Source organism: Mesonia sp. K4-1 (genome assembly GCF_008017825.1).
Classification (GTDB): domain Bacteria; phylum Bacteroidota; class Bacteroidia; order Flavobacteriales; family Flavobacteriaceae; genus Mesonia.
The window spans coordinates 90,981-106,052 of the sequence record NZ_VRLS01000052.1 but is presented as its reverse complement, the minus strand read 5'-3'; the positions used below and the strand labels follow the sequence as shown (position 1 = coordinate 106,052).

Genomic DNA, 15,072 nt, shown 5'->3' with positions numbered 1-15,072 from the left:
AGTAAGTTTGTAAATATTTTGGGCTTGCAATATAGTAATTAACGTGAAATTAACAAGTTTGTTTTGAAAATTTAGCAGATATATTACTTTTTTTTGCGTAATTCTTAAATAGATAAACGCCTAAAGCTTAAGAATCGTATGTTGATTATTTAATATATTTTTGAAAGCTGTAAATATACTACAATAATATATTTAACGTTTAATTTGATGATGAAGTATTTCTACATTTTATTTTTGATTGGTACTATAGCAGTTTCTGCCCAAGAAAGAACTATTTTAATACCAGATGATTTTCAAGAAAAATCAAATTTTTCAATTGATGATGACGCTAAGCAAATGACTTACAATTATCAATGGAAAGAAAATGGATCTATTAATAACTACCAAGTTAAAAGTGTATCCTATGAGTCTAATGAAAAAATAGATTTGAATAGGATAGATAAGAAATTAATCCCGTCCGTTCCAAAAGTGAAGCTTGTAAATTCTATAGCTAGAGATGATAGTTATTTTGTAGCTTCTGTAAATCCTTTAGTGAATCAAAACGGTCAAATAAAACGAATTTCTTCTATTACGATTTCTTACACTAAGTTGTCTGGTCGGCCATCATCTGTTTCCAACACGCCTTCGATATCTAATTCTGTTCTAGCTTCTGGGGAATGGGCTAGATTTTATGTGCCGAAAACGGGAGTGTATAAACTTTCTAAAACCTTTTTAAATAGTCTCGGGGTTGATTTATCTAATCCTAATTCTATAAAAATATATGGACATGGAGGAGAAATGCTTCCGTTAAGAAATAATGAAAATGAATTTTATGATATTCCACAAATCTCTATTCAGGTTATAGGGGGGGAAGACGGTAGTTTTGATGGAGGCGATTATATTTTATTCTACGGAACTGCTGTGCATAATAAATGGAGTGATGAAAATGAAACTACACAGAATTTGTATGCAGATCGCTCTTACTATTATATAACCTCTGGCGGAAATAATGGATTGCGGGTTTCTGGTTATATAGCACCTACAGGTAGTGCGCAAGTGAACATCAATACTTTTGATGATGAGCAAGTGTATGAAGTTGATGAATATAGTATAGCTAAAGCTGGAAGAAAATGGTTTGGAGATCGCTTTGATGTCGAGAATGAGAAATCTTATGAGTTTACATTTAAAAATCTTGTAACCTCAGAACCCGTACAAATTATAGGTAATGTGGTTGCGGCTTCCGAAAGTTCTACCATGATGAATGTTTCAGTTAACGGGCAAAGTTTAATTGATCTAAATTTTTCTACGATTAGTGATGATATTTACGGAAGAAGTTCTGCTATTAATGAAGTAATAAATGTAAGTGGGGACGAAATTACGATAGACTTAGTTTATAATAATTCGGGGAACCCTTCTAGTTTAGCTTATTTAGATTTTTTGCGGGTTCAGGCTAAACGTTCATTAATTGCGGATAACACCCAGATGCAATTTACTTATAATGATGCAGCGACTACCTCGGGAATTGGAGAGTATGTAATTCAAAATACTGGGTCTATTTCACAAATCTGGGATATTACTAACAGAGATAATGTAAAGTCTATTTCTAATTCACAAAATGCTAATACTTTAAATTTTAAGGCTGTGATGGGGGAGAGAAGAGAGTATGTTGCTATTTCAGATAACGATTTATATACTCCACTCAAAGAGGCAGATGCATCCGTAGCAAATGTTAACTTAAAAGGGAATGTGTTTAGAGATAGTCAAGGTAATTTTCAAGATTTAGATTATTTGATTGTGACTAATCAAGATTTATTGAATCAAGCTAATCGTTTAGCTCAATTCCGTAAAGATCGTGATGGGTTAGCGGTAAAAGTAGTGTTGGTGGATGATATTTATACAGAATTTAATTCAGGTAAACAAGATATTGGAGCTATTCGGAATTTTGTAAAGTATATATATGACAATGCTTCTAGTCCGGCTAAGCGTATTAAATATTTAGGACTTTTTGGCGATGCATCCGTAGATTATAAAAATAGATTAGAGAATAACAATAATATTGTACCTACATTTCAAAATTTATATAGTCTTGGAGTGAGTACATCTTCAGCGGCATCAGATGATTTTTTTGGGATGATGGATCCTCAAGAAGGTAATATGATCTCCCAGGATAAATTAGATATTGCCGTAGGAAGAATTTTAGCGGATACACCGGAGCTTGGAAAAATATGGGTAGATAAAATTATAGGTTACGAGGATGCAGAGTCCTATGGGAGTTGGCGTAATAATTTTGTCTTGATTTCAGATGATGCCGATGAATCGGGTTCTGGGGGATATGGCTTACAGGTGCAATTAGATGCTTTGGGGGATGATATTTCCGCAAATAAACCTTTTATTAATGTAAAGAAAATACATAGTGATGCTTATGAGCAAGTTTCTAGCTCGGGTGGCTTTAGGTACCCTCAGGTAAATGAGGAAATAGCGAATGCCGTAGAGGTGGGTACAAGTGTAATTAATTATTTGGGTCATGGGAACGAAAATGGATTAGCTTCAGAACGTCTGGTTACTATTCAAGATATAGAAAGTTGGCAGAATGAAAATAAATACAACCTATTTATAACTGTAACCTGTGATTTCACACGTTTTGATAATCCGTTAAGGCTTTCCCCAGGAGAGGTAAATCTTTTTAAAGAAAAAGGAGGGTCGGTAGCGATGGTGACCACGACCCGTTCTATAGGTGTAACTACAGGGGTGACTTTCAATAATGATTTTGCTCCTTTCTTATTTAATTATAGTGGAGGAGACGACAGTATTGCTGAAGCCGTAAGAAAAGGAAAAAATACTCTTGGAGGAGGGGGAAGGGTTATTTTTTATATGGGCGACCCTGCGATGAAACTTCAACTGCCAGATCCTCAAATTAATTTAACAGCTATAAATGATGTGCCTATTTCGCAATCTATTGATACACTTAAAGCATTAGATTACGTTAAAGTAGCTGGAGAGGTGGTAAATCCAGGAGGTGGGGTTTTGACTAATTATAATGGAGAATTATCTACCATAATTTTTGATAAAAGAATAGACAGGCAAACTTTAGGAAATGATGGTACATCCGATAGTAATAATAACCTTTTAGTTATGGATTTCACTACGTTAGGTGAAATTATTTTTAGGGGAAGAGCCTCGGTAACCAACGGTAAATTTGAATTCGATTTTGTAGTCCCAAAAGACATAGCAATTCCTGTAGGGAATGGTCGAATTAGCTTTTATGCTGAAAAAGAAAATGAGTTAGAGGATAATAAAGGGTATAATAATGACATTTTAGTAGGGGGTATTAATGAAGATGCTCCAGAGGATAATATAGGACCTCAAATAAAACTTTATATGAATGATGAAAGTTTTGTGTCTGGCGGAGTGACTAACTCATCACCATTTTTATTAGCAAAGTTAGAAGATGAAAATGGAATAAATACGGCCAGTGGTATAGGTCACGATTTGGTAGCAATATTGGATGGCGATGAGACAAACCCTTTTGTGGTCAATGATTATTATGAAACCGAGCTCGATGATTATATGCGCGGAAATGTAAATTATAAATTGAGAGATTTAGAAGAGGGGTTACATACACTTACTTTTAAAGCCTGGGATGTTTATAATAATTCTAGCACAGCAGAAATTCAATTTGTGGTTGCGGGAGATGAAGATTTAAAAATCACCAACGTTTTAAATTATCCTAATCCATTCCATAATTATACAGAGTTTTGGTTTAACCACAACAGACCTTTTGAGCTATTAGATGTGCAAGTACAGGTATTTACCGTTACCGGTAAAGTGGTTTGGACGAGAAACCAACAAATAAATACGAAAGGGTTTTTATCTAGAGAAATCACCTGGAATGGAAAAGATGACTTTGGAGATGCGATAGGAAAAGGAGTGTATATTTATAAATTAACGGTTAAATCTATGCTAACCAATAAGAAAGTAGAGAAATTTGAAAAGCTGGTTATTCTATAACTCGAATAAAACTATATATTTGCAAACATTTAAGAAATCATATGAAAAAGATAACAATATTCCTTTTAGGAGCTATTACATTATTTAGTTACAAAGCAAACGCACAAAGTGAAACTGAAGCCCCTGGTATTTCAGACCGAGTAATTACTACAGGTGTTCCGTTTTTGTTAATCTCTGGAGATGCTCGAGCGTCTGGTTTAGGGGATCAAGGGGTGGCTACACCGGTAGATGCTTACTCTCAACAATGGAATCCAGCAAAATATGCTTTCGCGGAAAAACAACAAGGGGTGGGACTTTCTTACGTTCCTTATTTAAGAGAGTTAGTAACCGATATTAATTTAGGAGTATTAACTTACTATAATCGCTTTAGTGAACGTAGTGCAGTATCTGCTAGTTTGCGTTATTTTGGTCAAGGTGAAATCGAGTTAAGAGAAACACCAGATCAAGCACCAAGAGTAGTTGAGCCTAATGAATTAGGTCTTGATGTTTCTTATGCCTTGCGTCTAGGAGAAGAGATTTCGATGGCAGTAACAGGGCGTTATATTCGTTCAGATTTAAAAATACCAGGGATTAATGGAGATGCAAGTGCTGCTAATTCTTTTGGAGTAGATATTTCTGCTTTTTACCAAAGTGAAGAAATTGCTTATAGCGATTTCAACGGTCGTTGGAGAGGGGGAGTTAATATTTCTAATATTGGTCCAAAACTTAAATATGATGATGCTGGTTCAGAAAATTTTATTCCGACTAATTTTAAAGCTGGAGCAGGATTCGATTTTATTCTAGATGCTTCTAATACTATTGGAGCTTATGGAGAATTTAATAAATTATTAGTGCCAACACCGAGCGATTCTAATGGAGATAATTTAATTAATGCTGAAGATGATTGGTATAATGAAAGTTCTTTTGGGGCAGTTTTCTCTTCTTGGGGAGATGCACCAGATGGATTTAGTGAAGAGCTAAAAGAAATTACTTGGTCGTTAGGAGCAGAGTATTGGTATGAAGATAGTTTTGCTTTTCGTTTAGGGTATTTTAATGAAAGTGAAGAAAAAGGATTTAGAAAATTCTTAACCTTAGGAGCAGGTTTTAAATATTCAATTACACAAATAGATGTTTCTTACTTATTTTCAACTTCAAAAGCAGTTGCTAATCCATTAGAAGGAACTTTAAGATTTAGTTTATCGTTCAATTTTGGAGAAGATTACAGTGAATATTAATAACATTCTTTAAGATAGTTTTAAAATGCCGAATTACAATTCGGCATTTTTTTGCTTTATATTGTTCCGCCTAAAAAAGTGTAATGAAAGAAAAGAAAATTATAACGACCGTTCAGGTTTTTGAATCGATTGATGAATTACCAAAAGATGCTCAAGCCTTAATGATGGAGGCTCAAAAAATAAGAGAAAAAGCTTATGCTCCTTATTCTAATTTTTTAGTGGGAGCAGCTTTACGACTCGACGACAATACCATAGTAACGGGAAGTAATCAAGAAAATGCTGCTTACCCTTCAGGTTTGTGTGCAGAGCGTACAGCAATTTACTATGCTGGTTCTCAGCATCCCAACAAAAAAATTAATTCTATGGCTATATGTGTAAAATCACCACAAAAGGTAATTACACAACCCACACCTCCTTGTGGTGCTTGTAGGCAAGCTATAGCAGAATATGAGGTAAAGCAACAACAGCCTATAGAAATTTATTTTATGGGGGAAAAAGGAAATGTAATCAAAGCAAAAGCATTGTTAGACCTCTTACCTTTGGCTTTTGATGCAAGTTTTTTGTAATTTTAAATTATAAAGCACTAAAGTGTTTTTCCTTTAGTAGTTATTATATTATTTTTGCTTCTCGCTAAAAATGGCTTAGCGATAAAATTAAATTTTCATGAGAGAAATCACCAAAGAAACTTACCTTAAATGGTATGAAGATATGTTGTTTTGGCGCAAGTTTGAAGACAAGCTAGCGCAAGTATATATTCAACAAAAAGTACGTGGATTTTTGCACTTATATAACGGTCAAGAAGCAATTTTGGCTGGTGCTTTACATGCGATGGACTTAGAGAAAGATAGGATGATTACCGCATACCGTAATCACGTTCAGCCTATTGGTATGGGCGTAGATCCTAGAAGAGTAATGGCAGAGCTTTACGGAAAAAAAACAGGAACATCTCAAGGTTTGGGAGGTTCTATGCATATTTTTTCTAAAGAACACCGTTTTTATGGTGGTCATGGTATTGTAGGTGGTCAAATTCCTTTAGGTGCAGGAATGGCTTTTGGAGATAAATACTTTAAGAGAGATAATGTAACGCTAACCTTTTTTGGAGATGGAGCTGCAAGACAAGGTACTTTACACGAAGCCTTCAATATGGCAATGAACTGGAAATTACCAGTAGTTTTCTGTGTAGAAAACAATGGTTATGCTATGGGAACTTCCGTAAAGAGAACTTCTAACCACGAAGATATCTGGAAGTTAGGTTTAGGCTATGAAATGCCTTGCGGACCTGTAGATGCGATGAATCCAGAAAAAGTAGCAGAAGCGATGGATGAAGCTATCGAAAGAGCTAGAACTGGAGGAGGACCTACTTTTTTAGACTTAAAAACTTATCGTTATAGAGGTCACTCTATGAGTGATGCTCAAAAATATAGAACTAAAGATGAGGTAAAGGAATATCAAAAAATTGATCCTATTACTCAAGTTTTAGATAAAATTAAAGAGAACGATTGGGCAACCGATGAAGAAATAAAAACGATAGATAAACGCGTAAAAGATTTAGTAAGCGAATGTGAGAAATTCGCAGATGAATCTGAATATCCATCAACGAGTTTGATGTACGATGCGGTTTACGAACAAGAAGATTACCCTTTCACTCCTCATAAAATATAATTCTTATGGCAGAAGTAATTAAAATGCCTCGATTAAGTGACACCATGGAAGAAGGTACGGTGGCACAATGGCTTAAGCAAGAAGGTGACAAAGTTGAAGAAGGAGATATTCTTGCTGAGATTGAAACCGATAAAGCTACCATGGAGTTTGAGTCTTTTCATGAGGGAGTCTTACTTCATATTGGGGTTGCTGAAGGTGATACCGCTCCGGTAGATCAATTGTTAGCAATTATAGGAGAAGAAGGAGAAGATATTTCAGATTTGATCAATGGTGATGATTCTGCTAAAGCGGATAAAAAAGAGGAAAAGAAAGACGATAAAGAATCTTCTAAAAAGGAAGAGGAATCTGAAAAAGAAAACGATAAATCAGAAGCGACAGAAGAATCTGAAAATAAATCAGAGGATGATGACACTAATGAAATTCCAGAAGGTGTAGAGGTTATAAAAATGCCTCGATTAAGTGACACCATGGAAGAAGGTACCGTGGCAACTTGGTTAAAGCAAGAAGGTGATCAGGTAGAAGAAGGAGATATTTTAGCCGAAATAGAAACCGATAAAGCAACCATGGAGTTTGAGTCTTTCTATGAAGGAACTTTACTTCACATTGGTGTAGCCGAAGGTGAAACTGCTGCAGTTGATTCCGTTTTAGCTGTTATAGGACCAGAAGGGACTGATGTTTCTGCTGTTCTCAACAATAACAGTGGAGGTGCTCAAAAATCTTCAAGCAGTAAAAAAGACAATTCAGCTAAAGAATCTAAAAGTGATTCTGAAGAGAAAGAATCTTCAGAGGTGCAACATGAAGATGAAAGTGGAGACAGAATTTTTGCTTCTCCATTAGCTAAAAAAATGGCTGCCGATAAAGGTATTGATTTAGGGAAGGTAAAAGGTTCTGGTGAAAACGGTCGTATCGTTAAAAAAGATATCGAGAACCATAAACCACAACAGCAAGAAGCTTCCGCGAAAGCAAAATCAGAACCTGCTACTAAAACCGAAAATGAAAGTAAGGTTGAGGCTTATATGCCAGCAGGAGAAGAAAGTTTTGAGGAGATTAAAAATTCTCAAATGCGCAAAACTATAGCTAAACGTTTAGGAGAATCTAAATTTACAGCGCCACACTACTACTTAACGGTAGAAGTGAATATGGAAAACGCTATACTTTCTCGAAAGCAAATTAATGCGATCCCAGATACTAAAGTATCTTATAACGATATGGTGATCAAAGCTTCTGCAATTGCATTGAGAAAACACCCACAAGTGAACTCGCAATGGACAGGTGATGCTACTAAAATTGCTAAGCATATTCATATAGGAGTAGCTGTGGCTGTAGATGAAGGTTTGGTAGTACCAGTACTTAATTTTGCTGACCAAATGAGTATGACTCAAATTGGAGGAAATGTAAAAGATCTCGCAGGAAAGGCGCGTAATAAAAAGTTGCAACCTAAAGAAATGGAAGGAAGTACTTTTACCGTTTCTAACTTAGGGATGTTTGGAATTACAGAGTTTACCAGTATTATTAATCAGCCTAATTCAGCTATTTTATCTGTTGGTGCTATTGTAGAAAAGCCAGTAGTGAAAGATGGACAAATTGTGGTTGGTAATACGATGAAAGTAACTTTGGCTTGTGATCATAGAACCGTAGATGGTGCTACAGGAGCAAAATTCTTAGAAACTTTAAAACGTTATTTAGAAAATCCAGTAACCATGTTGGCCTAACCCACATTACTGTTTTATAAAACCTTAAAAATCCCGCTCTAAAAAGCGGGATTTTTTTATCTTTAGCCTTATGAGAAAAATAGTATATATAATCGTTTTCGTTGCGATTTCGGCTTGTGGACAGCATCAAGGAAAGGAAAAAGTGGATTCATCAACATCTTCTAAAAATTACAATTTCCAAGAAGCTGAAATTAAAAAATCACTTCAAGTTTTAAGTTCAGATGAATTAAAAGGAAGAAGTACTGGTAGCGAAGGGATAGAAGCGGCAGCTTCTTATGCAGAAGATATTTTTAAAAACTACCAATTAAAACCTTATTTTGAAAGTTACCGAGATAGTTTTGCGGTAAAGGGAAAAACGGGATACAATATGGTTGCTTTTAAAGAAGGAACAGATCCTCAATTAAAAAATGAGATTATTGTGTTGGGGGCTCATTACGATCATATTGGTGTAGAAACACAAAGTAAGAGAATTATAGATAACGATTCTATTGCCAATGGGGCGAATGATAATGCGGCAGGTAGCGTAGCGGTTTTAGAAATGGCTAAGTATTTTGCAAATAAAGAGACGAAAAGAAGTCTCATGTTTGTGCTTTTTTCAGCTGAAGAGATGGGGCTTTTGGGTTCTAAACATTTAGCAAAGCGACTAAAAGAAGAAAAAGCACCTGTCTATTTTATGCTTAATTTTGAGATGATCGGGGTTCCGCTGCCACATCAAGATTATCTGGCTTATCTCACAGGCTTTGAGAATTCTACTTTAGCTGAGCGTTTTAATGAAGAAACGGGGAAAAATACCTTTGGTTTCTTTGAGAAAGCAAAATCCTTTCAACTGTTCAAACGAAGTGATAATTATCCCTTTTATGAAGAACTAAATGTTCCTGCACAGACGTTGTGTACATTCGATTTTTCTAACTATCCTTACTATCACCATGTAGATGATGAAATGGAATTTTTAGACACTACACATATGGAGAATTTATTAAAAGAAGTGGTGATAGGAATCGAAGCATTAGCTAATGAGAATGAAAAAACGATACAGTTAAAATAAAAGAATGAGCAAAAAAAGAATAATTGTTACAGGTACAAGTAGAGGAATAGGTTTAGAACTAGTGCAGATTCTTGCTAATGAAGGACATGAAATTTTAGCGCTTTCGCGGAATGAAAAACCAGTTAAAGATTTACAGCATGCTCATATTCATAGCTTTCCTTTTAATTTAAATGAAGAAGAAGATCTTCATAAAGTAAGCGAGTTTGTGGAGAAAGAATGGGATGGAAGTTTAGATGTTCTTATTCATAATGCAGGAAGTTTGGTGAATAAACCCTTCGAAGAAATTTCAGCTAAAGAACTCATGACTGTTTATCAAACCAATGTATTTGGTGTTTTTCAGCTTTCACAACAATTGGTAGGGAAAATGTCCAAAAACGGACATGTAGTGACCATAAGCAGTATGGGCGGAGTACAAGGGAGTATGAAGTTTGCAGGCTTGTCGGCTTATAGTTCTAGTAAAGCTGCTGTAATTAATCTTACCGAATTACTTGCAGAAGAATACAAAGAAAACGGACCTAGTTTTAATGTGTTGGCTTTAGGAGCGGTACAAACCGAAATGTTACAAGAAGCATTTCCTGGTTATGAAGCGCCAACTTCTGCTAACGAAATGGCTCAATATATAGCAGATTTTTCCCTTAACGGAAATAAATATTACAATGGTAAAATGCTTCAGGTTTCTAATTCTACTCCTTAAATAGATTCATGCAACAGGTGTTAGCTAAATATCTCCCAGAGCGAGCTGTACAGCCTTTGTTTCAGTTAATCGAAAATCATGCAATTCATTTAAAGATTGTAAATGAACGCAAAACGCGGCACGGTGATTACCGCCAGATGGGTCAAGTGCATCAAATTACAATCAATGCCAATTTAAATAAGTATAGGTTTTTAATTACTTTGGTTCACGAGATTGCTCATTTAGTAGCTTTTCAAAAGTATGGAAGATTTATAAAACCCCATGGGAAGGAATGGAAACATACCTTTCAACAATTAATGCTACCTTTATTAAATCCGTCTATATTTCCGTCAAGGTTATTACCATTATTAGCAAGACATTTTAAAAACCCAACGGCGAGTAGTGATACCGATGCTGTTTTATCTGTAGCATTAAAAGAATACGATCCCACTAGTGATAAAAACTATATATTTGAAATTCCTATGGGAAGCACTTTTAGAATTCCTAATGGGAAAATATTTAAGAAAGGAAAAAAAAGAGTGAAGCGCTATGAGTGCTTAGAAATGGAAAGTGGAAAAGTTTATATTTTTCAACCTAATGCTCAAGTAGAATTAATAAAAGTTTGAAATTGATGGATAATAAAAATTATTTTGCAGTATTAATGGCAGGAGGCGTAGGTTCTCGTTTTTGGCCAGTAAGTAAGAAAAGCTATCCTAAGCAATTTCACGATATGTTAGGAACGGGAGAAACGCTTATTCAAAAAACCTTTTCTAGATTAGAAAAACTAATACCTGCAGAAAATATATACATCTTAACTAACGAATTGTATGATGACTTAGTTAGAGAGCAATTACCAAAAGTACAAGATCATCAAATTGTTTTAGAACCTTCTATGAACAACACCGCGCCTTGTATTTTATTATCTTCTCTAAAGGTTCAAAAAGAGAATCCAGATGCAGTGATGATCGTAGCTCCTTCAGATCACTGGATAGAAGATGAAGATGCTTTTATTGAGAATGTACAAACTACTTTTGATGCTTGCCAAAGAGATCAAAGCTTATTAATGACCTTAGGGATTCAACCTACATTTCCCCATACTGGTTATGGGTATATTCAATATCAAGAACAAGAGGCAACACCTATAAAAAAGGTAACCAATTTTACCGAGAAGCCAGATTATGCGACGGCAAAATCTTTTTTACAACAAGGAAACTATGTATGGAATGCGGGTATCTTTATTTGGAGTGTAAAGGCAATTACTGCTGCTTTTCAAAACTGTTTACCAGATATGTATTCGCTTTTCGCGGAAGGAATTAAAGATTATAATACCGCTACCGAAAAGCAATTTATAGAAGAGAATTATTCCAAGTCAGAGAATATATCTATTGATTATGGGATTATGGAAAAATCTGAACACGTCTCCGTCTTACCCGCAAAATTTGATTGGAACGATTTAGGATCTTGGGGTTCTCTTTACGATAAATTAGAAAAGGACGAAGCTAAAAACGTAGTCGTTAATGCTCAATCCTACATTGAAAATTCTACTGGGAATATCATAAGAACTACTAAAGGAAAAACAGTGGTGCTTAAAGATCTAAATGATTATATTGTGGTAGAAAATGAAGAGGTTTTACTTATTTGTCCTAAGAAAGACGAACAAGAAATTAAAGTGTTGAGAAATTCCGTAAAGGAAAAATTTGGAGACGAACTTATTTAATTTAGTACTTGGAAGAAAACAATACACATACCAATCCAGCAGAGGAGAGTCAAAAAGAAATCGTTAAACGAGATTTAAAGGGAACTTTCAATAGCCTCAAACAGTTTCTAAAAGATCTGTTAGATATAAGAACAGATACCGATAGGGATTCTACTATAGAAGCTGTAAAGAAAGACATTACCTTTAAGGGGCATAATGCTTGGATTCTTATCTTCTCTATTTTTGTCGCATCAATAGGGCTAAATGTAAGTAGTACTGCCGTAGTGATTGGAGCGATGTTAATCTCCCCTCTTATGGGACCAATCGTGGGGATGGGGCTATCTGTTGCTATTAATGATGTAGATATGCTTAGGCGTTCTCTTATTAACTTAGGAGTGATGGTGGTTTTGAGTGTGCTTACCGCATTCTTATACTTTCTAATTTCTCCGTTAAACGGAAGTAATGCCGAATTAGAAGCAAGAACATATCCTACTATTTTAGATGTTCTCGTAGCTATTTTTGGTGGTTTGGCACTTATTGTAGCTAAAACTAAAAAGGGGACGATAGCGAGTGTAATCTTTGGGGTTGCGATTGCTACCGCTTTAATGCCTCCTTTATGTACTGTAGGCTATGGTTTGGCTCAAGGCAGCTGGTCGGATGCTGGTGGAGCTCTTTACTTATTTTCTATTAATGCTACTTTTATTGCACTTTCAACCTTTGTAGTATCTAAATTATTAGGCTTTCCATTGGTGAAATATGCCAATTCTAAGCGAAGAAGGTTTATTGCCCAAATGGCTTCGGCGATTGCGATTATAGTTATGGTTCCTAGTATTTATTTGTTTTACAATATGCTAAAGGAGTCTTACTTTAAGCAAGATGCCCAAGAATTTGTAGAGGAGGAATTGATGATTTATAAAGAGTCTTTTCTTCAAAAGAATTCGACGATTGCTACTTTTGATGGTGGAAACGATCCTAAAATTGAAGTATCTTTCTTAGGAAAAGAAATTCCTAATTCTGTCATAAGCTTATGGAGGGAGAAAATGAAGAGGTATCCTAATTTAAAAAATACTTCACTTATTATTCTTCAAAATGAGAATACAGAATCTTACGATCAGTTAGAGTATATGAAAGAGTTTAAAAGACGAGACTCCTTAAATATTCTCAATAAAGATGAGCGTATTGCTTATTTGGAAGATGAGGTTTCTAAATTAGCTAGATTTAGTAAGAATGAAATTCCGTTTCAGCAAATTAGTAAAGAAGCTCAGTTAAATTATGAAGACATTCGGGCCTTTGGTTATGCACAAAAAATAATTTCAGATTTCAATAAAGTTGATACTATCCCAGAATTTAATGTAGTTTGGAATGATAGTATAACTAAAGAAAAGAGAAATAAAGATGAGGTTAAGTTAAAAAGGTGGCTTCAGTTTAAATTAAGTTTAGATACTATTTCTATGCAATCGAGTATAGAGAAAGTTTCACCTAAAAAATCAGCGAAAGCTAAAAGTTAAATAACTTTAAAGACCTTGTAATTGCGCTTTTCTAACTTTTTGAAACAAATCTGATGAGTATACAAAACTAGTTAGAGATTCATTATCGGTTTTATAGATAATGCTTTTATCTCCCTGCCATTCTAGTCTACCATCTTTTAAGAAAACTATATTTTCACCAATTTCTAACACCGAGTTCATATCATGGGTGTTTATCACGGTAGTAATGTTATTCTCTTTAGTTATTTCGTGAATAAGATTGTCAATTAAAATTGCAGTTTTAGGGTCTAAACCAGAGTTAGGTTCATCACAAAAAAGATATTGAGGTTTATTTACAATGGCTCTAGCAATAGCAACTCTTTTTTGCATTCCTCCACTAATTTCAGAAGGGAACTTATTATCTACCTTAAGTAGATCTACACGATCAAGAACTTCTCTAACGCGTTCCATTCTTTGTTCTTTACGTTGTTTGGTGAACATTTTTAAGGGAAACATCACATTTTCGGCAACACTCATAGAGTCAAACAAGGCGCTACCTTGAAAAACCATTCCCATTTTCTTTCTAAGTTCTCTTTGCTGCTCTTTATCTAAAGTAGAGTACGCTTTCCCATCATACTCAATTGTACCATCGGTAGGAAGTATTAGTCCTAATAAGCACTTTAAAAATACTGTTTTTCCTGCTCCAGATTGACCAATAATAAGATTGGTTTTTCCTTGAATGAATTCAGTATCTATACCTTTTAGAATTTCTTCTCCGCTAAAGCTTTTATGTAAATTTTTTACTTTTATCATTAGCTTAGTAATAATTGAGTGAGTACATAATTGGCGATAATCAAAATGACGCTAGTCCACACAAAGGAAGTGGTACTAGCTTGTCCTACCTCTAAGGCTCCTCCTTTCATATAATAACCATGATAAGAAGGTACGGTCGCTAAAATAAGAGCAAAGATGAAACTTTTTATAAAAGCATAAGCTAAATGAAAAGGTATAAAATCGTTTTGTAAGCCTTCTAAAAATTGATCACTCGCTACAAATCCTCCCATTACACCAGCCATATATGCTCCTCCAATCCCTACGAACATAGCGATAGAAATAACAAAAGGATATAATAACATAGCTACGATTTTGGGCAACACTAGATAATTTAGTGAGTTAATACCCATGACTTCTAAGGCATCAATTTGTTCGGTTACACGCATAGTTCCTATACTAGAAGTAATGTAAGAGCCTACTTTTCCTGCCATAATGATAGAAATAAAAGTAGGGGCAAATTCTAAAATAATAGATTGTCTTGCTGTAAAACCAATTAAACTTTTTGGTATTAAAGGGTTGTTTAAGTTTAAAGCTGTTTGAATTGTAACAACTCCACCAATAAAGAATGATATGAATATAACAATACCCATAGAATTGATAATAAGATCATCAACTTCTTTAAAGATTAATGTTTTAAGCACCGAAGGTTTTGTCATCCTTCTAAAGATGTCTTTTAACATTATAAAATACTCACCAATATCGTGAAGGTACCTCATTCAAATATATTTTTTGTAAATCTAAAATAGAATACCCAAAAACAAAAGTATTTAACTTACAATTAAT

The 15,072-nt window shown here is 34.7% G+C and carries 12 protein-coding genes; 10 read left to right on the top strand and 2 right to left on the bottom strand.

Translation table 11 applies throughout. From position 1 onward, the window contains the following. The first annotated feature begins 207 nt into the window (after positions 1 to 207). The 10 genes from porU to FT986_RS08560 all read left to right on the top strand — a co-directional run bounded on the left by porU (position 208) and on the right by FT986_RS08560 (position 13,497). Positions 208 to 3,987 (top strand): type IX secretion system sortase PorU, encoded by a 3,780-nt coding sequence (porU, locus tag FT986_RS08605; protein ID WP_147864677.1) that lies wholly within the window; start codon positions 208 to 210, stop codon positions 3,985 to 3,987. Between the two features lie 41 nt (positions 3,988 to 4,028). After that, positions 4,029 to 5,201 (top strand): type IX secretion system outer membrane channel protein PorV, encoded by a 1,173-nt coding sequence (gene porV, locus FT986_RS08600; protein WP_147864678.1) that lies wholly within the window; start codon positions 4,029 to 4,031, stop codon positions 5,199 to 5,201. Positions 5,202 to 5,284: 83 nt separating this feature from the next. Next, positions 5,285 to 5,767: a cytidine deaminase gene (gene cdd / locus FT986_RS08595; RefSeq protein WP_147864679.1), complete on the top strand. Its 483-nt coding sequence runs from the start codon at positions 5,285 to 5,287 to the stop codon at positions 5,765 to 5,767. Between the two features lie 97 nt (positions 5,768 to 5,864). Then, positions 5,865 to 6,863 (top strand): pyruvate dehydrogenase (acetyl-transferring) E1 component subunit alpha, encoded by a 999-nt coding sequence (gene pdhA, locus FT986_RS08590; RefSeq protein ID WP_111539411.1) that lies wholly within the window; start codon positions 5,865 to 5,867, stop codon positions 6,861 to 6,863. A 5-nt stretch (positions 6,864 to 6,868) separates the two neighbouring features. Continuing rightward, on the top strand, positions 6,869 to 8,575 hold the full coding sequence (locus FT986_RS08585; protein ID WP_147864680.1) for a pyruvate dehydrogenase complex dihydrolipoamide acetyltransferase: 1,707 nt from the start codon (positions 6,869 to 6,871) through the stop codon (positions 8,573 to 8,575). Positions 8,576 to 8,645: 70 nt separating this feature from the next. Further along, the gene (locus FT986_RS08580) at positions 8,646 to 9,620 is read left to right on the top strand and encodes a M28 family metallopeptidase (protein WP_147864681.1); all 975 of its coding nucleotides are present in this window, start codon (positions 8,646 to 8,648) and stop codon (positions 9,618 to 9,620) included. Positions 9,621 to 9,624: 4 nt separating this feature from the next. Beyond that, positions 9,625 to 10,314 carry an SDR family oxidoreductase gene (locus FT986_RS08575; protein WP_147864682.1) on the top strand — a complete coding sequence of 230 codons (690 nt, stop codon included), beginning with the start codon at positions 9,625 to 9,627 and terminating at the stop codon, positions 10,312 to 10,314. An 8-nt stretch (positions 10,315 to 10,322) separates the two neighbouring features. Then, positions 10,323 to 10,919 carry a SprT-like domain-containing protein gene (locus tag FT986_RS08570; RefSeq protein ID WP_111539407.1) on the top strand — a complete coding sequence of 199 codons (597 nt, stop codon included), beginning with the start codon at positions 10,323 to 10,325 and terminating at the stop codon, positions 10,917 to 10,919. A gap of 5 nt (positions 10,920 to 10,924) precedes the next feature. Continuing rightward, positions 10,925 to 12,010 carry a mannose-1-phosphate guanylyltransferase gene (locus FT986_RS08565; protein ID WP_147864683.1) on the top strand — a complete coding sequence of 362 codons (1,086 nt, stop codon included), beginning with the start codon at positions 10,925 to 10,927 and terminating at the stop codon, positions 12,008 to 12,010. A gap of 8 nt (positions 12,011 to 12,018) precedes the next feature. Then, on the top strand, positions 12,019 to 13,497 hold the full coding sequence (locus tag FT986_RS08560) for a DUF389 domain-containing protein (RefSeq protein WP_147864684.1): 1,479 nt from the start codon (positions 12,019 to 12,021) through the stop codon (positions 13,495 to 13,497). Between the two features lie 6 nt (positions 13,498 to 13,503). Here FT986_RS08560 and FT986_RS08555 read toward each other — a convergent pair whose 3' ends face one another. Further along, positions 13,504 to 14,268: an ABC transporter ATP-binding protein gene (locus FT986_RS08555; protein ID WP_147864685.1), complete on the bottom strand. Its 765-nt coding sequence runs from the start codon at positions 14,266 to 14,268 to the stop codon at positions 13,504 to 13,506. Then, on the bottom strand, positions 14,268 to 15,005 hold the full coding sequence (locus tag FT986_RS08550; protein WP_147864686.1) for an ABC transporter permease: 738 nt from the start codon (positions 15,003 to 15,005) through the stop codon (positions 14,268 to 14,270). The genes FT986_RS08555 and FT986_RS08550 overlap by 1 nt, the downstream gene beginning before the upstream one ends. Positions 15,006 to 15,072: the final 67 nt, after the last annotated feature.